Source organism: Lysobacter rhizosphaerae (genome assembly GCF_054779795.1).
Genome location: NZ_BAAGXO010000004.1, coordinates 361115 through 387212 on the forward strand (window position 1 = coordinate 361115; position 26098 = coordinate 387212).

A 26098-nucleotide genomic window follows, 5' to 3' on the forward strand; every position below is an offset into this window, starting at 1 on the left:
GCGTGTCCCCGCATCCGGTCCGGATGCGGGGCGGGGTTTGGAATCTCAGTCCACAACGCCCAGCCGCATCCACCATCGGGTCATGGTGATGGTAGTGCGGGCAGTGGCGGTCGCGCGCGCGTCGATCGCAGCGTGGCTGCGGATCGGACGGAAGCGCGTGGAAAGAAGTTGCATGGGGCAGTGATAGCGGCTGGTGTCAGGGCGTGTCAAATAACCTTGTGGCGGCATCAGTTCTTTCGCGCACGCAGTCATGCGTCCGGGCAAACCCTGCCGGTGGCACTGCTGTCTGGTGGAACCCCTGGCCGAAACCGGGTCAGACCTTGCGGAAGTACCCGTTGGAATATTCGTTCGCGTACAGGACCGAGACCCGCTCGGGCTTGTCGGCGAAGAATTCGTCGGTCGCCCGCTTCACGCCCGGCGAGGCGTAGGTGTCCTGGATCCCTTCGCACGGATACACGGCGGGGTCGTAGTACACCCCGAACATGGCGATCGCCCCCGGCGACATCCGCGCATACACGTGCGGCAGCACGTGCGCGGTCGAGGTGTACAGGTCGCAATCGATCAGGGCAAAGCTGATCCGGTCGGGCAGCTGCGCCGGAATGGTGTCGTCGAACCAGCCGCGGTGGATGACCGGCAGCGACGGCAGGCCGAGGTAGCGGAAGCTCGCTTCGAACCGTTCGAGGGGCGCGGCCATGTCGCCCTTTCGGTAGACGCTGTCGGCGGCGTCGGTAGCGCTGGGTTCGGGCAGCCCTTCGAAGCTGTCGTAGACATGGAAGGACTTGCCGGTTTCCCCGCCGGCCGACAGCACCGACTGGATCACGACCGAGGAGCCGCCGAGCGCGCATCCGACCTCGACCAGATCGCCCGGAACGTCGTAGGCGCAGGTCTGGCTGGCGAGATGGAACACGTTCACGCGCGACTCGACATTGCCGTAGCCCCAACTGTACGGCCGGGCCGCGACGCGCAATCCCGTGCCGAGGCGGGCCAGTACCTGGTTGGCGATGCGCTGGCGCCGTCCCGGTGGGCGGTTCAGGCGGGCGACAACGATGTCATCCATCGAAAACGACAGAGGGGGATATGAGGGGCTGTTCACACCTGCAGGCTAGGGAAAATCGCGTGTGCTCTAATATCCCCCGAAGCGGGGGTACTGGCCTTGGCCGGTTGAGACACACCCTTCGAACCTGATGCGGATCGCACCGCCGTAGGGAAGCTTCGCCGGATCCGTCACGATTCCGTCACGATCCGAGCGCCGCCGCTTCGTCCGCGTAGCGCCGCGAATGATCTTCCCTTGCCATGATGTCTACGCGCCGAAGCGCGGGACGAAATCCGGCAATCAAGGTCGCTCTCGCGCCACCGCTCCCACGAACAATGGACGAAACAGATGAACGCGGTTCCCACCGAACTCCTCCAGCAGGCCGAGCAACTGTCGGCCGACGTCACCCGCCCGATTCCAGGCTCGCGCAAGATCCACGTCGAAGGCTCGCGGCCCGACATCCGCGTGCCGATGCGCGAGGTCGCGCTGACGAAGACGCCGACGATGTTCGGCGGCGAGGACAACGCGCCATTCGCGATCTACGACTGCTCCGGTCCGTATACGGACCCGCTGGCGAGCATCGACCTCGCCAGCGGCCTGGCGCCGCTGCGCGCGCAATGGATCGGCGAGCGCGGCGATACCGAACTGCTCGATGGCCTCTCGTCCGAATTCGGCCGCGCGCGCGAGCACGACCCGAAGCTGGATGCGGTGCGCTTTGGCCAGCGCCCGCAGCCGCGCCGTGCCATCGCCGGTGCCAACGTCTCGCAGATGCATTACGCGAAGCGCGGCGTCGTCACGCCGGAGATGGAATACATCGCCATCCGCGAGAACCAGCGCATCGAGGCGATCCGTGAGGCGCACCTGCTGCGCCAGCACCCGGGCGAAGCCTTCGGCGCCAGCATCCAGAAACTGATCACGCCGGAATTCGTGCGCGACGAAGTCGCGCGCGGCCGCGCCATCATCCCCAACAACATCAACCATCCCGAGAGCGAGCCGATGATCATCGGCCGCAACTTCCTGACCAAGGTCAACGCGAACATCGGCAACTCCGCGGTGTCGTCCGGCATCGCCGAGGAAGTCGAGAAGCTGGTGTGGGCGATCCGCTGGGGCGCCGACACGGTGATGGACCTGTCCACGGGCAAGCACATCCACGAAACCCGCGAATGGATCATCCGCAACTCGCCGGTACCGATCGGCACGGTGCCGATCTACCAGGCGCTGGAGAAGGTCGATGGCCGCGCGGAAGAGCTGACGTGGGAAATCTTCCGCGACACCCTGGTCGAACAGGCCGAGCAGGGCGTGGACTACTTCACCATCCACGCCGGCGTGTTGCTGCGTTACGTGCCGCTGACCGCCAAGCGCGTCACCGGCATCGTCTCGCGCGGTGGTTCGATCCTGGCGAAGTGGTGCCTGGCCCACCACAAGGAAAATTTCCTCTACACCCACTTCGAGGACATCTGCGACATCATGAAGGCCTACGACGTGGCCTTCTCGCTGGGTGATGGCCTGCGTCCGGGTTCGATCGCCGACGCCAACGACGCCGCGCAGTTCGGTGAACTCGAAACGCTGGGCGAACTCACCCGGATCGCGTGGAAGCACGACGTCCAGACCATGATCGAAGGCCCCGGCCACGTGCCGATGCAGCTGATCAAGGAGAACATGGACAAGCAGCTGAGCGAGTGCGGCGAGGCGCCGTTCTACACGCTCGGTCCGCTCACCACCGATATCGCACCGGGCTACGACCACATCACCTCGGCGATCGGCGCGGCGATGATCGGCTGGTTCGGCACGGCGATGCTCTGCTACGTCACGCCCAAGGAACACCTGGGCCTGCCCAACAAGCACGACGTGCGCGAAGGGCTGATGGCGTACAAGATCGCCGCGCATGCGGCCGACCTCGCCAAGGGCCACCCCGGTGCGCAGGCGCGTGACAACGCGCTGAGCAAGGCGCGCTTCGAGTTCCGCTGGGAAGACCAGTTCAACCTCGGACTCGACCCGGAACGCGCCCGCGAATTCCACGACGAGACGCTGCCCAAGGATGCGCACAAGGTCGCGCATTTCTGCTCGATGTGCGGCCCGCACTTCTGCTCGATGAAGATCACCCAGGACGTGCGCGACTACGCCGCCGAACATGGCGTCGACGAAACCGCGGCGCTCGAGGAAGGCATGGCCGAGAAGTCGAAGGAATTCCTGGCGCAGGGCGCCGAGGTCTACCGCAAGGCCTGAGGCCGTGCCGTGCTCCGCAGGCAATAGAGCGCCGGAGCGGGACCACTCCGGCGCAAGAGACTCTGGGGGAGAGCGACGCCGGGCGGCCGGCGTCAGGGCGTCGCGGGGCTCTGCATTCAGCGCGGGCAACGGCCGGGTAACCCGCAGACTCTAGAATCTGTCCAGCCAACACGCCTTCCAGTGGCTGGCAACCCCGTTTGCGGCATCTGTCGGTTCCATTGACCGCACTGGCGGCCACGCGCGCACCTCCGCATCATCTTCAGGATTCATGTCGATCTCTTCATCGCCCCCATCGCCGCTGCCGTCCGCCCGCCTGCGCGTGGGCGACTGCACGGTCGACATGCCGTTGCGGGAGATCCATGCCCCCGGCGCGCGCCGGCCCCGGCGCGTGACCCCAAAGGCGATCGCCGTACTGGCGGCGCTGATCGAGCAGGGTGGCCGCGTCGTCAGCCGCGATGCGCTGCTTGCGCAGGTGTGGGCCGGGACCATGCCGAGCGACGACGTGGTGACGCAGGCCATCACCCAGCTGCGCAAGGCGTTCGACGACGAGCGCGGCAATCCGCGCTACATCGAGACCATCGCGAAGTACGGATATCGCCTGCTGGCGCCGGTGGAATGGCTCGCCGAATCCGCGGCGAACGGTGCCGAATCCGCCGCCGCGCCAGCGCCGGAGGAGGCACCCCGGCAATGGCCGAACTACGCCGCGACGCCGACCGATATCCGCGGCGGATGGGGCGCTATTGCCATTGCGCTGGGTGCGGCCGCGCTGGTGTTCGTGCTGGCGCTGGCCTGGTCGCTGCGCCGCGAGGCGCCGCCCGGTGAAGGGAGCCCGGCGCGGGCGCAGACCGGCGCGCGCGTTCCGGCGACCACCAGTTACCGGCTCATCACGTCGGTGCCGGGCATCGAGAGCAGCCCCGCGCTCTCGCCCGATGCAGCCCTGGTCGCGTACGTCGCGGTACCCACCGGGCATCGCCGCACGGCGATCATGCTGCAGACCACCGACCCGAGTACGCCGCGGCAGCTGAGCCACCCCGAAGGCGACACCTCGGACCGCGCGCCGACCTGGTCGCCGAGCGGGCGCGAGATCGCGTTCCTGCGCGTGCGCGATGGCGATGGAAATGGCGGTGAGGACTGCCGGGTCATGGTGGTGCCGTCGAACGGCGGGGCCGAACGCAGCGTCGGCAGCTGCGATCCGCGCAACCCGCCGAGCTTCGACTGGACCTTCGACGGCCGCGGCCTGGTATTCGGCAGTCGCGGCACCCCGACCGGCGGCGCCGGGCTGCGCCTGCTCGATCTCGCCAGCGGTGAGTGGCGCCTGCTGGATTACGGCGCCACCGCCCTCGACGTGGATTTCGCGCCGCGCTATTCGCCCGATGGCCGCTGGATCGTCTTTGTCCGCAACTCGCCGGTGGGCGACCTCTACCGGATTCCGAGCACGGGCGGTCCACCGCGTCGCCTGACCCGCCTGCATGGCGATATCCGCGGATGGGACTGGATGCCCGACGGCCGCAGCATCGTCCTGTCGCGTTGGAGCGGCAGCGAAAGCCGGTTGATGGAGCTCGACCTGCGCAGCGGACTGGTGCACGACATGGGCATCGCCGATGCGCTCGAGCCCACGGTCGCGGCACACGTGCCCTCGATGGCCTTCACCGAAGCGCGCAGTTACTTCGGCATCCACCGCATGGCCCTCGGCGGCCGCCGCCCCCCGGAGCGCCTGTTTCCGTCCTCGGGCCGCGATCGCCTTCCGGTCATCGCGCCGGACGACCGCCAACTGGTATTCACCTCGGACCGCTCCGGCGCGTTTGCCCTGTGGTGGGCCGACCTGGCCCGGCCGGAATCGCTGCGCCTGATCGAAGGATTGCGCCCGGAGTCCTGGCATCCGCCCGACTGGTCGCCCGACAGCCGGCGCCTGCTGGTGGTCGGCAGCGGCGACGCCGGGTTCGGGTTGTATGAGGTGGTGCCCGCCAGCGCGCAGGTCGTGCGCCTGCCCAATCCGGTCGCGGACGTAGTCCAGGCGCTGTATGTCCCCGGCGACGGCGATCGCCTGCTGGTGATCGCCGGTGGCGAGGAGGGGCGCCTGCGCCTGCAGCTGTACGACCGGCGGACGGCGCCCTGGCGCTCGCTAGCGGCGATCGAGGACATCGCCGTCGCCCGTGTCGATCCGGCGCACCAGCGGGTGCTGTTCACGCGACCCGGCCAGCCGGGCCTGTGGCAGGCCGACCTGGCGCTATCGGCGGCGAGCGTCCGCCAGGTCGATGCTGCCGTACCGGAAGTCTCCAGCTACCGCCTGTGGTCCGTGACCGGGCAGGGCGACATCTATTACTTCGTGCGCACGTCCGATTGCGCGTCGGCCCTGCGCCGCCTGGGCGATGCCGCGCCGCCGTTGTGCGTGGACCGCAACCGCCGCAGCGGCCCCAGCGGCTTCAGTCTGTCGCCGCGCGGTGACGTGATCTACGTCACCCTTTCCCTGTGGGATGGTGGCGACATCGGTTTCATGCCCATGTCGCTGCCACCGGAGCCGATCGGTTCGCAGTGAGCCAAGTGGCTGAGCTGCAAGGGAAAAGCTGCATCGGAAGTCTTTCGGAACGGCTTTCGGCAGGATTTCGCACAACTCTCCGCCAATTTTCCTGAAGCCGGCGCCCGTGTCGGGCAAATCCACACACCTGTTCTTGCACAGAGAAGGTGGATAAGTGGAATCGACACAGTGGGCCGACCGCGGCCAGATCCTGCAACCTGACATGGCCGACGCCGGCCAGGCAGGCTGCATCGGCGTGACCCGCCTGGGCAGCGTCCAGCTTGAGAACGGCGGCTTCTCGGTCTGGGTCCAGATCCGGGGCAGCTCCTGGGTCGAGGCCCGGGAAGGCCGCTTCCAGCTGCAGCGCGGCGAGTGGATCGCGCTGGAAAAGGATTCGCGCCCGCTGGTCCAGAGCGACCGCCATGGGCTGTGCATCGGCCTGAGCCTGGGCTCCGACGTGCTGCGCGCCCTGGGCCGCCTCTCCGACGGCGCCCTCTACGCCGGCCGCGGCCGCCTCAGCACCCACGATGCCCGCATCGCCCTGCGCCTGTGGCGCGACACCGCTACCCGGGGCCCGATGGCCGACATCGCGCAGCTGCGCCCGCTGCTCCTGCACCTGGTCGGCGCGCAGCGCGAGCTCGCCGAGCGCGTGCCGCGCTGCCCGGGCCGGTCGCGCAACCGCAAGCGCCAGGTCTTTGGTCGCCTGCAGCGCGCCCGCCTGTTCCTGGAAGGCAACAGCGACCGCATCGTCCGCATCAGCGAACTGGCCGAGCTCACCAGCTTCTCCAGCTGGTACTTCTCCAAGACCTTCCTCTCGCTCTACGACGAGAGCCCGCAGGCCGCCGCCGCGCGCCTGCGCGTCGAACGCGCGGCCGACCTGCTGCAGGGCACGTCGATGATGATCGGTGAGGTCGCCGCGGCGTGCGGCTTCGACAACTGCTGCAGCTTCGCGCGGGCGTTCCGCGCGCGATTTGGCGTGTCCGCCTCGCGTTATCGCCAGGGCGTGCGCGCCGTCAGCGAAACGAGATCTCCGCCAAATGCCGCAAAGGCACCCGTTGTGCATCGCAAAGCTTCATTGCGTACCGGCACGTAAGTTGCCGGGGCGCTCTTAACGAGCCTGTAACGCACCAATAACGATAGCGACACACAACGATCATCCGGAGAGAGAACAGATGACCCATCGCCACACCGCGATGACGCGCGGCCTTTTGCCCGTCAGCATCGCGCTTGCCCTGGCCCCGGCATTCGCCGGCGCGCAGGAAGCCCCCGCCGCCCCGGCCGAACAGGCCACGACCCTCGATCGCATCGAGGTGACGGGCTCGCGCATCCGCCAGTCCGACATCGAGACCGCCCAGCCGGTCATCCAGATCACCCGCCAGCAGATCCAGCAGCAGGGTTTCACCTCGGTTGCCGACATCCTGCAGAACCTGACCTCGGCCGGCTCGCCGGCGATCTCGCGTGCGCAGGCCCTGGCCTCCGGTGAAGACGTCGGTGGTTACTACATCGACATCCGCAACCTCGGCGCCGAGCGCACCCTGGTCCTGGTCAACGGCCATCGCCTGGGCATCTCGACCAGCGGCCTGCAGGACCTGAGCCAGATCCCGGTCTCCGCGGTCGAGCGCATCGAAGTGCTGAAGGACGGCGGTTCGTCCCTGTACGGTTCGGACGCCATCGCCGGCGTGGTCAACGTGATCACCCGCAGCAACTTCGACGGCGTCGAAGCCAACGCCTACCTCGGCCAGTACAGCCAGGGCGACGGTGAGAAGCAGTCCTACGACTTCACGATCGGCAACCAGACCGATCGTTCCAGCCTCACCGTGAGCTTCGAGTACACCAAGGAAGAGCCGGTCTTCGCCAAGGACCGTCCGTTCAGCGCCTACGGCAACGTCGGCGAAAACTTCGCCGATGACTTCCCGTTCTCGGGCTGGAGTCCGGTCAGCCAGAACGGCTCGGCCCTGCTGCCGTGCGGCCCGGGTGGCGCGCGCGTCTTCTGCACCCTGACCCCGGGTACCGATCCGCGCAACATCGCCAACTACACCCCGCTGGTGCCGTCCCAGTACGCCAACTCGAACGAACAGATGTTTGTGCAGACCGGCATCGAGCGCCAGTCGGTGTTCGTGAACGGCTCGGTGGACATCACCGACAACATCCGCTTCAAGACCGACCTGCAGTACAACAAGCGCACCACCGACCAGCAGATCGCCGGTTACCCGTACCAGTCGGCTTCGTTCACCACCCCGCTGGCGGCCAACAGCTACTTCAACCCGACCCCGGGCACGGCCCTGACCTTCCGCCGCCGTCTGTGGGAAGTGCCGCGTACCACCGAGAGCAGCCTCGAGACCTTCCGCGTCGCGGCCGGCTTCGACGGCACTTTCCAGATCGGCGAGAAGTACTGGGACTGGGACGTCAGCGCCAACATCAACCGTAACGACAACATCAAGACCGGCCACGGCGACGCCAGCCTCCTGGCCACCCGCAAGGCCCTGGGCCCGTCGTGGTTCAACCCGGCCACGGGTCGCGTCGAGTGCGGCACCGCCGCCGCTCCGATCGCCTATGGCACCAACGTGGCCACGCAGTGCATCCCGTGGAACCCGATGGCGCCGTTCGGCGACACCCAGGCCGGCTCGCTCAGCGGCAACCCCGACCTGATCGCGTTCCTGTTCCCGCAGTACACCGACACCGGTCGCACCAACTCCAAGACCTACAGCGCCAACCTGTCCGGCTCGCCGTTCACGCTGCCGGCCGGTGACCTGGGTCTGGCCGTGGGTATCGAGCACCGCGCAGAAGACGGCCGTTTCGTCCCCGATGCGTTCCGTCAGGCGGGTACGAGCACCGGCCTGCCGGCCACCACGACCTCGGGCGCCTACTCGCTGGACGAAATCTACGGCGAGCTGGAAATCCCGGTCCTGGCCGACATGCCGTTCGCGAAGGAGCTGAGCTTCAACGTCGCGACGCGCTACTCGGACTACTCGAACTTCGGTAACACGCTCAACAGCAAGTTCTCGCTGCGCTGGCGTCCGATGGACGGCCTGCTGGTCCGCGGCACCTACGCCGAGGGCTTCCGCGCGCCGTCGATCAACGACCTGTTCGGCGGTCTGAATGCCAGCTTCGAGTCGTACACCGACCCGTGCGGCGTGGGTGCCAACAACAGCGTCAACGGCAATGCCGCCTGTAACGCCGCTGGCGTGCCGCTCGGTTACGTGCAGCTCGGCCAGGGCCTGGTGCCCTGCACTGGCTATCCGTGCCAGACCCCGGACCAGTTCATCAGCGGTTCCAACCCGAACCTCACCCCGGAAACGGCCACCACCAAGACCGCCGGTATCGTGTGGAGCCCGAAGTGGGTGGAAGGCCTGGACATCGAGCTCGACTGGTACAACTACGACCTCACCAACGCGATCATCCAGGACAGCCCGGACACGATCCTGCGTGACTGCTACGTGCTGGGTAATGCCTCGCGTTGCGACAGCATCGTCCGCGCCGCCGACGGCCACATCACCAACATGTTCTTCGGCCTGGCCAATCTCGGCGCGCTGGAAACGGAAGGCTGGGACCTGAACGTTTCCTACAAGCTGCCGGAAACCTCGTTCGGCAAGTTCGCGATCAACTGGGACAACTCGTACACCAGCAAGTACGACACCCTGACCCAGGACGAAGACGGCAACGACATCATGGTCGGCGAAGTCGGCACGGGTGGCGTGTTCCGCCTGCGTTCGAACCTCGGCCTGAACTGGAACTACGGTATCTGGGGCGCCAACTGGACGGCGCGCTACTACTCCGGCATCTATGAGAGCTGCGTGCCGAACCGTCCGTGCAACGATCCGGACCGCATCGCCAACGGCGTTGAGGACGCGATCAATCGCCTGGGTTCCAACACCTTCCACGACGTCCAGGTCAACGCCAAGCTGCCGTGGGATGCGACTGTCGCGGTGGGTGCCAACAACGTCTTCGACCACCTCGGCCCGACGATGTTCACCCAGCCGAGCAGCAACTTCCCGTACTACGGTGGCTTCGACATCGGCCGCACGATCTACGTGAAGTACCAGCAGCGCTTCTGATCGTTCCCGGATCGCTGAGCAACACCGCTACGGCCCCGCAAGGGGCCGTAGTTTTTTGTGGATGCGGCGCGGCGGCGAGTGGGGCACACTCGCACGCCATGAACGATGTCCGGGATCATGAACCCAGCTGGCGCGTCCCCTGGCGCCGCCACCCGTCGGCCTTCCTGCTGGCCGCGCAGCTGCTGAGCCTGGTGATCTTTCCCCTGCTCGACGAAAGCACGGGCGGGCGGGTGGTCTTTTCCGCCTTCGGCGCAATGGTGCTGCTGCTGGCGGTGTGGGTGGTCGTCCGCACCCCGGCGGTCAACTGGATCGCGTGGCTGATCGCGATTCCCGCGTTCGTGCTCTCGATCCTGTCGGTGGCGTCGGACAGCGAACTCCTGCTGGTGTGGTCATCGGCGCTGGAAGCGCTGCTGTATTTCTACGTGGCCGCGAGCCTCATCGCCTACATGCTCAGCGACCACCGGGTGACCACCGACGAACTGTTCGCCGCGGGGGCCACCTTCACCCTGCTGGCGTGGGGCTTCGCCTACCTCTACCTGATCTGCCAGGCGTGGTACCCCGGCAGCTTCACCGGAGCGGTGATGCCGGAGCGCCCGCGCACCTGGCTGGAGCTGCTGTTCTTCAGCTTCACCAACCTGTCCGCCACCGGTCTCGGCGACATCCTGCCGCTCGGTTCCGCCGCGCGCGTGCTGACGATGCTGGAGCAGCTCGCCGGCATCGGTTACATCGCGGTGGTCGTCTCGCGCCTGATCGGACTGTCGCTCCTGCGTGCCGACTCGCGGTGAGGCGTTAGCATGGCGGCCGTTAGGATGGCGATCGTTTCCGTCGAGGTTCGTACATGAAGTTGCCGCTTCCCTTCATCCAGTTGCCGCTCCTGTTCGATGCCGCGACGCTGGCAGCGGAGGTCAACGCCATCGAGGAATCGAGCTGGCGCCCGCACCCGCAGGGATTTCCCGGCAACTCGATGCTGCCGCTGGTCGCCATCGACGGCGATCCGGACAACGAGAGCTACGCCGGCACCATGCGCGCCACCGAGTACCTCCAGCGCTGTCCGTACCTGAGCCAGGTATTCGCGAGCATCGGCGCCACCGTGGGACGCAGCCGGCTGATGCGCCTGGCCGGACAGGCGGAAGTGAAGCGCCACGCCGACCAGGGCTATTACTGGGCCGAACGCGTGCGCGTGCACGTGCCCATCGTGACCCAGCCCACCGTGCGCTTCGAATGCGGTGGCGAGACCATCAACATGGCGCCCGGGGAATGCTGGATCTTCGATACCTGGCGGCAGCACTGCGTGGTCAACGATGCCACCCAGTCGCGCGTGCACCTGGTGCTCGACACCGTGGGCGGAGCGGGCTTCTGGGACCTGGTCGACCAAGGCCGCCCGCATGACGGGCCACGCGCGGGATGGACGCCGCGCCAGCTCGCGCCGGTGGCCGGACAGGTCGCCGGGTTCGCCTGCGAAACCGTGAACGTTCCGGCGGTGATGAGTCCGTGGGAACTCAAGAGCCACTTCGCCCTGCTGTTCGCGGACGTGGAGCCGCACGCCAACCTGCAACGCCTGCGCGCGCTGACCCAGCGCTTCACCCGCGCGTGGCAGGGGCTGTGGTTCCAGTACGGCGATGCGCCCGCCGGGCGCGACGAGTTCCGCCGCCTGCTGGCGAACTACATCGCCGAGTCCCGCCCGCTGGCCGAGCCGATCCGACTGAAGAACGAGCTCAACTGGTACGGCGCCATGCAGGTGATGATCGGTCGCTCCGCGGTGCAGGCCGGCACGAAAGATGCCATCCGCCAGCGCGACCCGGGCGACTACGCCTGAGGCACTCGCCAGCGATTTTGCCGTGACTTCCGGCAGGGCCCGGGGCGTCGACGCCAACCTCGTCCTGCCTCCGCGACAAGACCCATCAAGTGGGTCGCACTGATTCCGCCACATCCTGCGCGTAGGCACTTCGTTGGCTCGGGCCGGGGTGGCATATGGAACGCAAGCTGCTGACCACCGCCGTATGCGCGGTGCTTTTCGTGCAGGCTGTGAACGCGCAGGCGCAGGACACGACCGCCCAGGACAAGGCGGCTCAAGACCAGACGGCCCAGGACGCCTCCGCGCAGGAGGCGCCCGCGACGCCGGCAACGCCGCCGGCCGAGGAGCGCCGCGAGGCCACCAATCTCGATCGCGTCGTGGTCACCGGATCGCGCATCCCGCGCAGCCAGATCGAAACCGCTTCGCCGGTCACCACCATCACCGCCGAAGATATCCAGAAGCAGGGATACCGCAACGTTTCCGACGTGCTGCGCGCGCAGCCGCTGGCGACTGGATCGTTGCAGGACAACCAGTTCGCCGGCAGCTTCACCGCCAACGCGACCACGGTGAGCCTGCTGGGCCTGTCGCCGAGTTTCACCCTGATCCTGCTGGACGGGCGCCCCATCGCCGATTACCCGCTGCTCTATAACGGCCAGAGCAACTTCACCGACCTCACCAGCATCCCCACGGCGATGGTCGAGCGCATCGACATCGTGCCCGGCAACCAGTCGTCCATCTACGGTTCGGCGGCGATCGCCGGCGTGGTCAACATCATCCTGAAGAAGCACATTGAGGGCGTGCAGCTCGATGCGCGCATCGGCGGTTACACGGAGGGCGGCGGCAACAACCAACGCCTGCAGGTCACCGGTGGCAACACCTGGGACCGGCTCGACCTGACCTGGGGCGTGCAGTACAGCCACCAGGATCCGATCTACATGCGCCAGCGCGACTTCACCGACACCACCGACGACAACCCGAATCCGAACCTGCGTTACGGCAGCCGCACCTTCATCATCCTCAATGGCTTCACCAACCAATACGACGATCCCGGCAGCAACTGCGATCGCGTCGCGGAGAACTTCGGCGGCACCACCCGACTGGACTTCCGGCCCGGGCGCGGCAACTTCTGCGGCAGCCGCGCGCAGCCGGGCTATGCCACGCTGCTCAACGACGAGCGCGGTGTTTCGGCCTATTTGAATTCCAGCTACCGGCTGACCGACGACGATGAGCTCTACGCCAGCGTGCTGTTCGGAAAGTACCGCGCCAAGAACGACGGCGGCTCGCACTTCTGGATCCCCGACATCAATGGCACCCACAACAACTTCATCTGGAACGAGACCGAGCAGACGCTGGAAACCTACCAGCGCATCTTCTCTCCAGAAGAACAGGGGCCGGGCGAGAACTTCTACGACACCGATTCCGACTCGTACAACGTCGCCTTCGGCGTCAAGGGCGCGATCGGGAATTCCAGCTGGGACTACGACGCCTACTACAGCCGTTCCGGCTACAAGGTCACCTCGGACCAGCTGTGGCCCGTCGCCGACCGGATGGAGCAGTTCTTCCGCGACCAGTTCCTCGGTCCGCAGCTCGGCACCTACTACGGCTACCCGGTGTATGCGCCCGACAAGAACGCCTTCTACCAGTCGGTGACGCCAGCGCAGTACCGCGCGTTCTCCGACAACATCCACAACGAATCGTCGACGTGGACGCAGAACGTCAACCTGCAGCTCGTCAACAGCAGCCTGTTCAAACTGCCGGCGGGCGATGTCGGCATGGCGGCGATATTCCAGGCCGGCAAGCAGCATTGGGACAACCCGATCGATCCCGGCGTCGCCGGCGATTTCTTCTTCGGCCTCAGCGGTACCAGCGGCAAGGGCGACCGCACCAATACCGCGGTGGGCGTCGAGTTCAGCGTGCCCCTGCTGGCATCCCTGACCGCGAGCATCGCCGGGCGTTACGACTACTACAAGAACGTCGATGCCGGCTCCGATTCCAAGCCGACCTACAAGCTCGGCCTGGAGTACCGGCCGATCCAGAGCCTGCTGCTGCGCGCGAACTACGCGACCGCATTCCGCGCGCCGGACATGGGCTACATCTTCACCGGTGGCAACGGCTTCTTCACCACCGAGACCGATTTCTACAAGTGCGAGATCGACCCCGACAACTGCACGCTCTACACCGGCATTTCGGTGGAAGGCAACCAGGTCGCCAACCCCGACCTCAAGTCGATCAACGCGAAGTCGTACGGGTTTGGCTTCGTGTGGGCGCCCAGCAGCAACTTCGACCTGCGCGCCGACTACTACAACGTCAAGATCGAGGATGAGGTGGTACCGCAGTCGACCACGCAGACGCTGTTCGACGAGAACGAGTGCCGGCAGGGACGCCTGGATCCGCAGTCGGCGCGCTGCATCGATGCGCTGGCACGGGTGCAGCGCCTGCCCGTGAATCCAAACAATCCGCTGCTGAGCGAGAACCTCGACCTGATCGTGGTCAAGGGCATCAACATCGCCGAGGAAAACGTGTCCGGCATTACCGCCGGCGCCAACTACCGCTTCGACAGCGACTGGGGCCATTGGCAGATCGGCCTGGAGTACAACCACACGTTGGAGCACGAGACCCGCACCTTCCCCGACCAGCCCACGTTCGATCTTTTCTCCAGCGGGCAACTGCTCACGGCGGAGTTCAGAAGCATCGTCGCCGGCGACATCGGCTGGGAGCGTGGGAAGTGGGGCGCGAACCTGCACGGCACGCGCTACGGCTCGATGCCGAACTATGCGCGCCAGTTCAGCACCGATCCGGAGAATCCCTACGTCACCAGCAACGGAGTCGGGCCGGGACGGGTGGCGCCGTGGATGCTGTACAACCTCAGCGTCGATTACCACCTGACCGAGCGCAGCGTGCTGAGCGTCATCATCAACAACATCCGCAACTCGGAGCCGCCGCGTGATTCCAGCTATGACGGATCGCAGGGCTTCGCGCCGCCGTTCTACAACATCTTCGCGTACAACGGCTACGGGCGTTCGTGGTGGCTGGAATACCGCATCGACTTCGGTGGCGGCGGCGACGGCTAGCGCGCCGGGTCTGTGCTGGCTTCGATGAGGTCCTGCAGCGGCTGCAACTGCCGCGCATAGCGGCGCCATTCGCCTATCCCGCGCGCGTGGATCGGTTCGCGCACCTGCGCGCTGCTGAGCGTGGCGACGCTGGCGGTGTTGCGCGTGTGGTCCAGGCATTCGCGTGCGAAGGGCAGGCCGCAATGTTCGAGCAACGCGCGGCAGGTGCCCTGCGTGTCCTGGACCAGCGCGGTATAGGACAGGTCCAGGAATGCATCCGGCATCACCTCGCGCCAGTGCCGCATCAGCCGGCGGTATTGCGCGTGGTGATGCGCCAGCGAGGCGAAGTCGTAGCTGTAGGCGTAGGTATCCCCGAACAGCGCGCGGTAATTGGAGAAGCACAGGTCCATCGGGTCGCGCACCATGTGCACGATCCTCGCCTGCGGCAAGGCGCGGCGGATGCAGCCCAGCAACAGGAAGTTGGGCGGCAGCTTGTCGATGTAGTACGCACGGCCGTCGGCGCGCCACTGGCTCTGTTCGAGGTAGCGCCGCCCCAGCTCGCCGAAGTCGAGGGCATCCATGTCCGCGAGCAGCGCTTCGTCGAGCAGCGCATGGCCGTGGCGGTCGGCGACCCAGCGCAACTGGCGTGGCAGGTCGGTGAGTTCGCCGGCGCCCGCCACCTGTGGGTGGTTGCCGAGGATGCGTTCGAGCAGGGTCGTGCCCGAGCGCGGCATGCCGACGATGAAGATCGGCTGTGGTCCGCCGAAAAGGCGGCCGGGCGGCGCGACGAAGGCCGCATCGAAACGTCGGATCACCGCGCCGTACAGGCGCGTCTCCGCCGGCGCGTCATAGTCCAACCGCTCCGCCATCACCGCGTTGCCGCGCACCAGCGCCGCCCAGGCGTTTTCGTGGTCGCCCAGGTCGTCCAGTTCCTTGTGCAGGGCGAATTCGAGGGCGGCATGGTCCTCGCTGCCGCGCTGCACGCTTGCCAGGCGCGCGTGGAGGGCGTCCACGTGGTTGTGCGCCGGCGTCTGCCGGCGGATCCGGGCCAGGGTCAGGGACGCGCGGCCGAAGCTGGGGCCCGCGCGCAGGCAGGCTTCGAGTTCCGCGCCGGCGCGCTCGATCTGGCCGTTGAACTGCAGTTGCAAGGCGTGGAAGTAGCGGAAATCGGCCGTGTCGAGGCCGAGAGAACGCGCGCGCTCCATCAGCTGCAGGGCGTCGGCGTTCAGGCCCAGGCCCTGGCAGACCTGGGCGAGCGCGGCCAGCGCCGGCGCGGAGCGCGTCGAGGCTACGACGGGATGGCGCAGGCAGGCGCGCGCGGCGTTGGTTTCGCCCACGGCGGCCAGGGCCTGCGCGACGTGGCAGACCGTGGTGACGTCATCGGGCAGCGCGAAGGCGGCGAACTTCAGTTGCTCCGCGGCCGCGCGCACGCGGCCCTGGGCGAGCAGCACGCTGGACAGGAACAGGCGCGCACCGACGTGTGCCGGCGCCGATTCCAGCAGCGATTCGAACGCGGACCGCGCCTGCTCCAGGCGGCCGGCGACGGCGTGTTCCTGGCCGGACAGCCACAACTGCCGGGGGTCGGTGGTGAGGCCCATGCGAAAACGCTAACACCGCGCGGCGACGGCGTCCCCCGCGATGCTTGGCGGGTCGGCCTGGCGCGCCATACGAAAAAGGCCGCCCATCGGGCGGCCTTTCCGTATTCGAAAACGGCGGTGCTCAGAAATTCGGCTTGTCCGCGCTGTCCTCGTAACGCTTGATGGCATCGAGCAGGATGGCCTTGGCTTCGACGGCGTCGCCGAAACCGTCCAGCTTCACCCACTTGCCCTTCTCCAAGTCCTTGTAGTGCTCGAAGAAGTGGCCGATGCGATCGAGCCAGTGCTGCGACACCTGGGCGATGTCGGTGATGTGGGCGTAGCCACCGAAGATCTTCGGCACCGGCACTGCGATCAGCTTTTCGTCGCTGCCGGCCTCGTCGGTCATCTTCAGCACGCCCACCGGCACGCAGCGGATCACCGAGCCGGGGACCAGCGGCAGCGGCAGGATCACCAGCACGTCGGCCGGGTCACCGTCGCCGCACAGCGTGTGCGGGACGTAGCCGTAGTTGCACGGGTAGCGCATCGGCGTGGACAGGATGCGATCGACGAAGATCGCGCCCGAAGCCTTGTCGACCTCGTACTTGACCGGCTCGGCGTCCTTGGGGATTTCGATGATGACGTTGATTTCGTCCGGCGGGTTCTTGCCGGTGGGGACGAGGTCCAGGCCCATTGCGATTGCTCCGACGTGCTGGGCCGCAGCCGGAACGGCCGCGGTTGGGGGGAAGGGGAGGGCGCGCATTTTACCCGCTGCCGGAGTGGGGCGCAGGCACCCAATCGGCCTGCATCGGCTGTGAACGCGCCGCCTGCTACGTTCGCAAACCCCGCCAATGGAGGATCTGCCATGGTCCGGTACGGTCTGCTCGCCCGGCTGGAAGCCAAGCCCGGCAAGGAAGCGGAACTCGAGGCGCTGCTGGCGGGGGCGCTGCCCCTGGCACAGGCGGAGCCGGCGACGCGTACCTGGTACGCGTTCCAGCTCGGGCCTTCGACCTTCGGCATCTTCGATACCTTCGAGGGCGAGGCCGGGCGCCAGGCCCACCTCGAGGGCGGGATCGCCAAGGCGCTCATGGACAATGCCGATCGGCTGCTCGCGACTGCCCCGCAGATCGACCGGATTGATGTGCTGGCGTCGAAGTAGGGGGATGGGTAGAGGGTCGCCCGGCACGTTGCGGAAAAAAAACGGCGGCCGCAGGGGCCGCCGTTCTTCGAAATGCCGCGATCTGGCCGTCCCTCACCCCTAGCCCTCTCCCGTGCACGGGAGAGGGGGAGTGATCGTCGCGCTGCGCGCGACAACGCCATCTGTTTAGAGCAGGGGTACCAGCAGCAGCGCCACGATATTGATGATCTTGATCAGCGGGTTCACCGCGGGACCGGCCGTGTCCTTGTAGGGATCGCCGACGGTGTCGCCGGTCACCGCGGCCTTGTGCGCCTCGGAACCCTTGCCGCCGTGGTGGCCGTCCTCGATGTACTTCTTGGCGTTGTCCCATGCGCCACCACCGGTGGTCATCGAGATCGCCACGAACAGGCCGGTGACAATCGTGCCGATCAACACGCCGCCCAGCGCCTTCGGCCCCAGCAGCAGGCCGACGACGACCGGAACCGCGACCGGCAGCAGCGACGGCACGATCATTTCCTTGATCGCCGACTTGGTCAGCATGTCCACGGCGCGCGAGTAATCCGGCTTGCCGGTGCCCTGCATGATGCCGGGGATGTCGCGGAACTGGCGGCGCACTTCCTCCACCACCGCACCGGCCGCGCGACCCACCGCTTCCATCGCCATCGCACCGAACAGGTACGGAATCAGGCCGCCGATGAGCAGGCCGATGATCACCATGTGGTCGGACAGGTCGAAGGTGAAGTTCACGCCCGGATTGTTGGCCTGCAGGTTGTGCGTGTAGTCGGCGAACAGCACCAGTGCCGCCAGCGCCGCCGAGCCGATCGCGTAACCCTTGGTTACCGCCTTGGTGGTGTTGCCGACGGCGTCGAGCGGGTCGGTGATGCTGCGCACTTCCGGCGGCAGTTCCGCCATCTCGGCGATGCCGCCGGCGTTGTCGGTGATCGGACCGTAGGCGTCGAGCGCGACGATCATGCCCGCCATCGACAGCATCGAGGTCGCGGCAATCGCGATGCCGTACAGGCCGCCGAGCGCCTGCGCACCCCAGATCGCGGCGCAGATCACCACGACCGGCAGCGCCGTCGCCTTCATCGACACGCCCAGGCCGGCGATGATGTTGGTGCCATGGCCGGTGGTGGACGCCTGCGCGATGTGCTGCACCGGCTTGAACTGCGTGCCGGTGTAGTACTCGGTGATCCACACGATCGCGCCGGTCAGCACCAGCCCGATCAGCGCGCACCAGTACAGGTTCATCGCGCCGTAGCTCGAATCCGCCATCAGCTGCTGCGTGATCGGGAAGAACGCGATCGCGGCCAGCACCGCCGACACGATGACGCCCTTGTACAGCGCGCCCATGATCGAGCCGCCTGCCTTCACCTTGACGAAGAAGGCGCCGATGATCGAAGCGATGATCGACACGCCACCCAGCACCAGCGGGTACATCACCGCATTGTGGCCGGCTTCGTTGACCATGAGCCCACCCAGCAGCATCGTCGCGATGATCGTGACCGCGTAGGTCTCGAACAGGTCGGCCGCCATGCCCGCGCAGTCGCCGACGTTGTCACCGACGTTGTCGGCGATCACCGCGGGGTTGCGCGGGTCGTCCTCGGGAATGCCCGCTTCGACCTTGCCGACCAGGTCCGCGCCGACGTCCGCACCCTTGGTGAAGATGCCGCCGCCCAGTCGCGCGAAGATCGAGATCAGCGAGGCGCCGAAGGCGAGGCCGACCAGCGCGTGCAGCGCGGCTTCACCGGTCACGCCCATGTGATGGGTGAGCACGACGTAGTAGCCGGCGACCCCAAGCAGGCCAAGGCCGACGACGAGCATGCCGGTGATGGCGCCGCCGCGGAACGCGACGTCCATCGCCTTGCTGATGCCGCTACGCGCGGCTTCGGCGGTACGCACGTTGGCGCGTACCGACACGTTCATGCCGATGTAGCCGGCCGCGCCCGACAGCACCGCGCCGATCAGAAAACCGATCGCCGTCTGCCAGTTGAGAGCGAAACAGATCACCACGAACAGCACGACGCCGGCAATCGCAATCGTCGTGTACTGGCGATTGAGGTAGGCGCGCGCGCCTTCCTGGATCGCGCCGGCGATCTGTTGCATGCGTTCGTTGCCGGCGGGTTGTGCGCTGATCCAGCGCGCGGAAACGATCCCGTACAGGATCGCGATGACGGCGCAAACCAGCGCCAAGGCCAAACCGTACTGCTCCAGCATGAACCCTCCCCCGAGTGGACATAAAAGGAATTTCTGGGAAAACCACAGGTTGTTCGGTGCGCTTGCGGGCGGCTGGAAAACACGCCGGACAAGGCAACGACCCGACTATGGCACATTTCCCCAATCGGAACGGACGCGGGCCGTGACCGCGATCACGCGGGTGCGCGGCCCCTGCCAGGGGCGGCGTCAAAACGCGTTCACGCCGCGCATGCCAGCCTGCGGTTTCGTTGCCGTGAAGGAGCCGCCGCATGCGCGTCCTGCCCCTCCTGCTGATCGCCTTCGCCTTTCCGGCGTCGGCCGCAGGCAAGCCCGAAATCGCCCGCGCCACCGGCACGCCCCAGGCGGTCGGTGCGCTGCACACTGTCCGCTCCATCCCGGAGGCCTGCGCCCGGCTGGAGGGCATGTTCACCGGCGATGCCGCGCAGCCCTACCGCCTGGCGCCGGTGAGGAGCTCGCCGACGTGCCAGCCGCGCGCGCGCTTTGTCGACTTCGCCAAGGCGAAGCCGTCGGAAGCCAGTGGCTGGAAATTCAACGACGAGATCCGCGTGCCCAATGCGGCGTGTCCGTCGCAGCTGGCGGTCGTGCGCGTGTGGCGCAAGCCGGTCGAGGTCGCGCCACCCACGCTCGATGCGCAGGGCCGCGCGCGCATCTACCTGGAAGACGCGCAGCAGCAGGCGAAACAGAAGGGGATGCCGAACGTGCCGATGTATGCGGCGGAGATGAAGCTGGAAGGCAAGGCCTGCGGCGGTTGAGCAGGCTGGAAACAACAAGGGCCGCTGTGCGGCCCTTGTTGCTGGTTCAGGAACAACGAATCACTCGGCGAGCTTGAGCTTGTCGGCCATGCCGTCGAACGTTGCCTGGTCGGACGGCGACAGGTTCGGGCGGAAAGCCAAGAGGCCCATGGTGACCGTGGCTTGCACGTAGTAAGTCTCGCCGGCTTCGATTTCCATCGTCAGCACGTCTTTGACCTCTGAGTGCACCGTGTACTGATGCGTGCCGGGTTCGACGTTCGCGACGAAGTACTTGCCGCTGCGCAGCTTGCCGAGCTCGACTTCGCTTTCGCGCACCTTGAAGCCGACGCCGCCGCCGGTGAACTTCGAGGGACGGAAGAAAACGATCTGGGCCTTGCCGGCCTGCGGGGCACCGATCTTGCTTGAAGCGGCAGGGGATGCGGTGTCTGCGGCGGGCGTTGCCACTTCGGCGGCGGCAGTGGCGTCGATGGCCTGAGCGGCCTCCTGTGCGAACGCCGCAGCCGGAATGGCGAGCATGATGCAAAGCGCGAAACGGTGAAGCATGGAACGCATGGTCTATTCCTGTTGTGCTGAGGTTACGGGCAGTGTCGGCGCGGTTGTGAAGTTCGTTGACGCGCCGGAGGAAGGAGGTAGGTCCTGCGCGAGCTTTGCAGTGACGAGGGTGCCGGCAGGAATCTCGATCTCTTTTCCGTGGATGAAGAGGGCAAACGGTCCCAGCGCGAACGAGGCTGCCACTGCTTCGTTGGTCTTATCCTGTCCCTTGCCACCGAGTTTGAGGCCGCGCAGACGCCACCGAGTGCCATTGAGTTCCAGGTAGCGAGCTGCGATCAGCAGTTCTCCCGGTTTGCCGCCGCCGTGCGAAGGCTCGGCGTGCACGATCTCGCCGATGCCAGTGGTGTCGGTCGGAATCAGCGTAGTGCCGTCGCACGTGACGGGCGCATGCAGTTTGAGTGCGAATTTGTCGCCGCGTTTTTGTCGCGCGGAGCTGATGGCTTCAGCGATCTCCAGTTCCACCAGTGCATCAGGTGCGATCTGGCAACCGGTCTCCGGAGGCACGGTGGATGGTGCGGTCGAAGCAGCATTGCTTGTGCTTTCCGCCGGCATCGTCGTAACCGGATCGGCTGTCTGAGCGAGCGCGTACGGGCTGCTGGCCGCGATGGCGACAGCCATCGCGCAAATGCGAATCTTCATTCGGTTCCCCAAACCGGTAGCGGCAAACGGTAGCCGAACGTTTCCCGATTGCCAACTGAGAGGCTTGTCTTATCGCCCTGAGCTAGCCGACAAACTCGGCCAGTCGGCGAGGCACGGCGACGTTCTTGAGCGTTACATACTTCGGCAATCCATCGCGCCCATACGGCGGCGGTGCCTCGCCGCGAATCAGCGGTTCGAGATAACGTCGCGCGGCGTCGGTGATGCCGTAACCATCCTTGCGGATGAAGTTCGTCGGCATCTTCTTCTCGTGGTTGGCGATCTTCGACAGCGGTGCCGCTTCGATCTTCCAGCGGTACGGTGCATCGGACGTGCGCACGACCACCGGCATCACCGCGTTCATGCCCTTCAAGGCGAATTCCACGGCGGCCTTGCCCACGGCCTGCGCCTGGGCAAGGTCCGTCTTCGATGCGAGGTGGCGCGCGGAACGCTGCAGGTAGTCGGGCAGGGTCCAGTGCACCTTGTAGCCCAGCGTGTCCTTCACGCGGCCGGCGAGGTACGAGGCGACGCCGCCGAGCTGGGTATGCCCGAACGAGTCCTTGCCGGCGCCGGCATCCGCGACGAAGCGGCCATCCGCGGTCTGGATGCCTTCGCTGGCGACCACGACGCAGTAGCCGACGCGCTCCACCGTCGCCTTCACCCGGGTGAAGAAGCTCGCCTCGTCGTAGGGACGCTCCGGGAACAGGATCAGGTGCGGTGCGTCGTCAGCCGACGCGCCGGCCAATCCCGCCGCCGCGGCGAGCCAGCCGGCGTGGCGGCCCATGGCTTCGTAGACGAAGACCTTGGTGGAGGTGTCGGCCATGGCGGCGACGTCCAGCGCGCACTCGCGTACGGACACGGCGGTGTACTTGGCGGCGGACCCGAAGCCGGGGCAGCAGTCGGTGACGGCGAGGTCGTTGTCGACGGTCTTGGGCACGCCCACGCAGGTCAGCGGGTAGCCGAATTCGGCCGCCAGCTGCGACACCTTGAGCGCGGTGTCGGCCGAATCGTTGCCACCGTTGTAGAGGAACCAGCGCACGTCGTGCGCCTTGAGCACGGCCAGCAGGCGCTCATAGCGCGCGCGGTCCTGCTCCAGCGATTTCAGCTTGACCCGGCAGGATCCGAAGGCACCCCCGGGGGTATGGGCGAGGGCACGGATCGCGGCCGCGGATTCCCTGGAGGTATCGATCAGTTCCTCGCGCAGGGCGCCGAGGATGCCGTTGCGGGCGGCCAGGACCTTCACCTTGCGGGCACGGGCCGTCTGGATAACGGCAGAGGCGGTGGCGTTGATGACGGCGGTGACGCCGCCGGACTGCGCGTACAGCAGGGTTCCAGAGGCCATGGGAATCAATGCTCCAGGCAGGATGGGGTAAGCTGGCCGCCCGATTTGACCCGATTCGTGACCCTGTTTCGGCGTCCGCCCGACGGCCCGGCTGCTGCAGTGTAGCGCCGCCTCGCGGGCGACCCTCTCTCAAAGAATTCCCCCTTTGTTTCAGGAGTGATGTAGATGCGATTGGTATTGCTCGGTGCGCCCGGTTCCGGCAAGGGCACCCAGGCCGCAAGGCTCAAGGACCACCTGCAGGTGCCGCACATCTCCACCGGTGACCTGCTGCGCGCCGAAGTGGCCGCCGGCAGCAAGCTCGGCCTCGAGGCCAAGGAAGTCATGGCCCGTGGCGAACTGGTCAGCGATGCGATCCTGCTGGGCATGCTCGAGGACCGCTTCTCGCGTCCCGACACCCGTGGCGGTTTCATCCTCGATGGTTACCCGCGCAACCTCGCCCAGGCCGATGCGATGGGCCAGCTGCTGGTCCGCATCGGCCAGCCGATGGACTACGCCGTGCAGCTGGACGTGCCGACCGACCTGCTGGTCGAACGCATCGCCGGCCGAGCCAAGGCCGAGGGTCGCGCCGACGACAGCCCGGAATCCGTGCGCACGCGCCTGCAGGTCTACAACGACCAGACCGCACCGGTGATCGATTACTACCGCCAGCAGGGCCAGCTGACCGTGGTCAACGGCGTGGGTTCGCTGGACGATGTGTTCGCCCGCATCATCGAGGCGATCGTGCCGGCGCACGAAGTCGGGTGAGGAGAAGCGCTTGCGAGCCATTGGCTCGCGCTTCGACGAACGCCCGGCCACGGATGGACGGGCCGGACGATACGAAGCGGGGTAGTTGCGCCATGGATGGCAACGGATTCCACCAGAAGCGATTGTGAAACTCCCTCTCCCGCTCGCGGGAGAGGGTTGGGGTGAGGGCAGGGCGCCGGCTTCGATAGAAGCAGCGGGCACTCTCCCCCATCCCTTGCCTTCCCCCGCAAGCGGGGGAAGGGGAGTTAGCTCCCTCTCCCGCTTGCGGGAGAGGGTTGGGGTGAGGGCAGGGCGCCGGCTTCGATAGAAGCAGCGGGCACTCTCCCCCATCCCTTGCCTTCCCCCGCAAGCGGAGGAAGGGGAGTAGGTGCCGTGCGGGAGTCGTGTTGTTCGATAATCCCGCAATCTTGCAGAGGTTACTGATCTTGAAACTCCATATTTTGGGTATCGCCGGTACCTTCATGGGCGGCGTTGCCGCCCTCGCGCGCGAACTCGGCCACGAGGTCGAAGGCAGCGACCAGAACATCTATCCGCCGATGTCCACGCAGCTGGAGCAGCTCGGCATCGCGCTGCGCCAGGGCTATGCACCGGAGAACATTTCCGGCGACTGCGACGAGATCGTGGTCGGCAACGCGCTCTCGCGCGGCAACGGCGCGGTGGAGCAGGTGCTCGACGACGGCCGCAAGTACAACTCGGGCGCGCAATGGCTCGCCGAGAACGTGCTGCCGGGCCGCGACACGCTGGCCGTGGCCGGCACGCACGGCAAGACCACCACCACCACGATCCTCACCTACCTGCTGGAAGCGGCGGGCCGTGCGCCCGGCTTCCTGATCGGTGGCGTCGCCGAGGATTTCGGCGTTTCCGCGCGCCGCGGTTCGGGCCGCGAGTTCGTGGTCGAAGCCGACGAGTACGACACCGCCTTCTTCGACAAGCGCAGCAAGTTCGTGCACTACCGGCCGCTGGTCGCGATCCTCAACAACCTCGAGTACGACCACGCCGACATCTTCCCGGACGTGGCCGCGATCCAGCGCCAGTTCCACCACCTCGTGCGCACCGTGCCGCGTCGCGGCCGCCTGATCGTCAACGGCGAAGACAAGTACCTCGCCGAAGTGCTGGCGATGGGTTGCTGGACCCCGGTGGAGACCTTCGGCCTCGATGCCAGCCTGGTTCCGCAGGCGTCGCGCTCCCTGTCGCATGGCGACCGCGCCGACGACGGCGCGACCGCGCGTGCTTCGTTCCACTGGACCGCGCGCATGCTCAACGAGGACGGCAGCGCATTCGCCGTCGTCCACAACGGCACCGAGATCGGCGAAGTGCGCTGGCCGCTGCTGGGTCGCCACAACGTCATGAACGCGCTGGCGTCGCTCGCCGCCGCCAATGCCGTCGGCGTCGACGTGAAGGCGGTGTTGTCCGCGTTGTCGGACTTCCGCAGCGTCAAGCGCCGCCTCGAAGTCATAGGCGAAGCACGGGGCGTGACCATCTACGACGACTTCGCCCACCATCCAACTGCGATCGCGACCACGCTCGCGGGGCTGCGCGCGAAAGTCGGTGGTGCCCGAATAGTCGTGGCGATGGAGCCACGCAGCAACTCGATGCGCCTGGGCGCGCATGCCGAGGCACTGGCACCGTCGCTCGACCTCGCCGATGCCGTGGTGTTCCTGCACCGCCCCGAACTCGCATGGGATGCGGGCAAGGTCGTGGCCGGCCTGCGCGGTGAGGGCGTCGCCGCGCCCGACGTCGACCGCCTGATCGCCGCGTTGCGTGAGCGCGTGCGTGCGGGCGACCACGTCGTGTTCATGTCCAACGGCGGCTTCGACGGCGCGCCGCGCCGCTTCCTCGCCGCGTTGCACGGCTGACGGCGCCATCGCCGCAGGTACACTGCGGCCGATGGCCAACGAAAGCCTCAGCCTGTTTCCCCTGCACACCGTGCTGCTGCCCGGCGCATCGCTGGGGCTGCGGGTGTTCGAAGCGCGCTACCTCGACCTGGTCCGCGATTGCGGCCGCAGCGGCCGTGGCTTCGGCGTCTGCATGATCATCAAGGGCGAGGAGGTCGGCGCTCCGGCCACGGCGGCGGCGTTCGGTACCGAAGCGGTGATCGAGGATTTCGGCCAGGGCGACGATGGCCTGCTCACCCTGCGCGTGCGTGGCGCCCGCCGCTTCCATGTCGAGCGCGCGCGCGTGCGCGACAACGGCCTGCAGGTCGCGGATGTCCGCTGGTGCGAGGCCGGTGCCGCCGAGCCCGTGCGGCCCGAGCATGGGTTGCTGTCCGTGCTGCTGGAGAGCCTGATCGAGAAGAGCGGCAGCGAATACGCGCACGCGGATCGCGCCTTGTTCGACGATGCCGCGTGGGTCGGCTGGCGATTGGCGGAATTGCTGCCCCTGCACGATGCGCAGCGGCAGGAACTGCTGCAACTCGACGACCCGCATGCGCGGCTGGACCGGATCCTGGCGCTGGTGTCGTAGCGGGCG

General features: G+C 66.9%; 19 protein-coding genes and 1 riboswitch. Of the genes, 12 read left to right on the top strand and 7 right to left on the bottom strand.

Features of this window, described 5'->3' with window-relative positions:
* Positions 1-313: 313 nt before the first annotated feature.
* Positions 314-1057: a TylF/MycF/NovP-related O-methyltransferase gene (locus tag ACYVGE_RS08795; protein ID WP_460729043.1), complete on the bottom strand. Its 744-nt coding sequence runs from the start codon at positions 1055-1057 to the stop codon at positions 314-316.
* 73 nt (positions 1058-1130) lie between these two features.
* A riboswitch (TPP riboswitch) is annotated at positions 1131-1226 on the top strand.
* A 155-nt stretch (positions 1227-1381) separates the two neighbouring features.
* Between ACYVGE_RS08795 and thiC the strand changes: the two genes are divergently transcribed.
* The 7 genes from thiC to ACYVGE_RS08830 all read left to right on the top strand — a co-directional run bounded on the left by thiC (position 1382) and on the right by ACYVGE_RS08830 (position 14695).
* On the top strand, positions 1382-3259 hold the full coding sequence (gene thiC / locus ACYVGE_RS08800; protein WP_460729045.1) for a phosphomethylpyrimidine synthase ThiC: 1878 nt from the start codon (positions 1382-1384) through the stop codon (positions 3257-3259).
* Positions 3260-3527: 268 nt separating this feature from the next.
* Complete coding sequence (locus ACYVGE_RS08805; RefSeq protein ID WP_460729047.1) at positions 3528-5795, top strand: winged helix-turn-helix domain-containing protein; 2268 nt, start codon at positions 3528-3530, stop codon at positions 5793-5795.
* A 154-nt stretch (positions 5796-5949) separates the two neighbouring features.
* Positions 5950-6867 (top strand): helix-turn-helix domain-containing protein, encoded by a 918-nt coding sequence (locus ACYVGE_RS08810; RefSeq protein WP_460729049.1) that lies wholly within the window; start codon positions 5950-5952, stop codon positions 6865-6867.
* A 79-nt stretch (positions 6868-6946) separates the two neighbouring features.
* Positions 6947-9829 (top strand): TonB-dependent receptor plug domain-containing protein, encoded by a 2883-nt coding sequence (locus ACYVGE_RS08815; protein ID WP_460729051.1) that lies wholly within the window; start codon positions 6947-6949, stop codon positions 9827-9829.
* A gap of 98 nt (positions 9830-9927) precedes the next feature.
* The gene (locus ACYVGE_RS08820; RefSeq protein WP_460729053.1) at positions 9928-10614 is read left to right on the top strand and encodes a potassium channel family protein; all 687 of its coding nucleotides are present in this window, start codon (positions 9928-9930) and stop codon (positions 10612-10614) included.
* A 53-nt stretch (positions 10615-10667) separates the two neighbouring features.
* Complete coding sequence (locus ACYVGE_RS08825) at positions 10668-11645, top strand: aspartyl/asparaginyl beta-hydroxylase domain-containing protein (protein WP_460729055.1); 978 nt, start codon at positions 10668-10670, stop codon at positions 11643-11645.
* A 155-nt stretch (positions 11646-11800) separates the two neighbouring features.
* Positions 11801-14695: a TonB-dependent receptor plug domain-containing protein gene (locus ACYVGE_RS08830; RefSeq protein ID WP_460729057.1), complete on the top strand. Its 2895-nt coding sequence runs from the start codon at positions 11801-11803 to the stop codon at positions 14693-14695.
* Here ACYVGE_RS08830 and ACYVGE_RS08835 read toward each other — a convergent pair.
* Both ACYVGE_RS08835 and ppa read right to left on the bottom strand, forming a co-directional pair.
* Positions 14692-16272, bottom strand: coding sequence for a tetratricopeptide repeat-containing sulfotransferase family protein (locus ACYVGE_RS08835; RefSeq protein ID WP_460729059.1), 1581 nt, complete (start codon positions 16270-16272; stop codon positions 14692-14694). The two genes, ACYVGE_RS08830 and ACYVGE_RS08835, sit on opposite strands and share 4 nt — an antisense overlap.
* 121 nt (positions 16273-16393) lie before the next feature.
* Positions 16394-16942 carry an inorganic diphosphatase gene (ppa, locus tag ACYVGE_RS08840; protein WP_457096916.1) on the bottom strand — a complete coding sequence of 183 codons (549 nt, stop codon included), beginning with the start codon at positions 16940-16942 and terminating at the stop codon, positions 16394-16396.
* A 171-nt stretch (positions 16943-17113) separates the two neighbouring features.
* On the opposite strand from ppa, the gene ACYVGE_RS08845 reads away from it, so the two are divergent.
* On the top strand, positions 17114-17407 hold the full coding sequence (locus ACYVGE_RS08845) for a putative quinol monooxygenase (RefSeq protein WP_460729061.1): 294 nt from the start codon (positions 17114-17116) through the stop codon (positions 17405-17407).
* A gap of 165 nt (positions 17408-17572) precedes the next feature.
* Here ACYVGE_RS08845 and ACYVGE_RS08850 read toward each other — a convergent pair whose 3' ends face one another.
* On the bottom strand, positions 17573-19603 hold the full coding sequence (locus ACYVGE_RS08850) for a sodium-translocating pyrophosphatase (RefSeq protein WP_460729063.1): 2031 nt from the start codon (positions 19601-19603) through the stop codon (positions 17573-17575).
* A gap of 248 nt (positions 19604-19851) precedes the next feature.
* On the opposite strand from ACYVGE_RS08850, the gene ACYVGE_RS08855 reads away from it, so the two are divergent.
* Positions 19852-20355, top strand: a complete 504-nt coding sequence (locus ACYVGE_RS08855; protein WP_460729065.1) for a hypothetical protein — start codon at positions 19852-19854, stop codon at positions 20353-20355.
* 60 nt (positions 20356-20415) lie between these two features.
* Here the strand turns inward: ACYVGE_RS08855 and ACYVGE_RS08860 are convergent, their stop codons facing one another.
* The 3 genes from ACYVGE_RS08860 to ACYVGE_RS08870 form a co-directional block, all read right to left on the bottom strand.
* Positions 20416-20907, bottom strand: coding sequence for a DUF2846 domain-containing protein (locus ACYVGE_RS08860; RefSeq protein ID WP_460729067.1), 492 nt, complete (start codon positions 20905-20907; stop codon positions 20416-20418).
* A 3-nt stretch (positions 20908-20910) separates the two neighbouring features.
* Positions 20911-21546 (bottom strand): hypothetical protein, encoded by a 636-nt coding sequence (locus ACYVGE_RS08865; RefSeq protein ID WP_460729069.1) that lies wholly within the window; start codon positions 21544-21546, stop codon positions 20911-20913.
* An 82-nt stretch (positions 21547-21628) separates the two neighbouring features.
* On the bottom strand, positions 21629-22885 hold the full coding sequence (locus ACYVGE_RS08870; RefSeq protein WP_460729071.1) for a 6-phosphofructokinase: 1257 nt from the start codon (positions 22883-22885) through the stop codon (positions 21629-21631).
* A 165-nt stretch (positions 22886-23050) separates the two neighbouring features.
* Here ACYVGE_RS08870 and ACYVGE_RS08875 point away from each other — a divergent pair, with 165 nt between their 5' ends.
* From ACYVGE_RS08875 to ACYVGE_RS08885, 3 genes are all read left to right on the top strand, one after another.
* Positions 23051-23629 carry an adenylate kinase gene (locus ACYVGE_RS08875; RefSeq protein WP_460729073.1) on the top strand — a complete coding sequence of 193 codons (579 nt, stop codon included), beginning with the start codon at positions 23051-23053 and terminating at the stop codon, positions 23627-23629.
* 422 nt (positions 23630-24051) lie between these two features.
* Complete coding sequence (locus ACYVGE_RS08880) at positions 24052-25485, top strand: Mur ligase family protein (RefSeq protein WP_460729127.1); 1434 nt, start codon at positions 24052-24054, stop codon at positions 25483-25485.
* A gap of 31 nt (positions 25486-25516) precedes the next feature.
* Positions 25517-26092 carry an LON peptidase substrate-binding domain-containing protein gene (locus tag ACYVGE_RS08885; protein WP_310055833.1) on the top strand — a complete coding sequence of 192 codons (576 nt, stop codon included), beginning with the start codon at positions 25517-25519 and terminating at the stop codon, positions 26090-26092.
* Positions 26093-26098 lie beyond the last annotated feature (6 nt).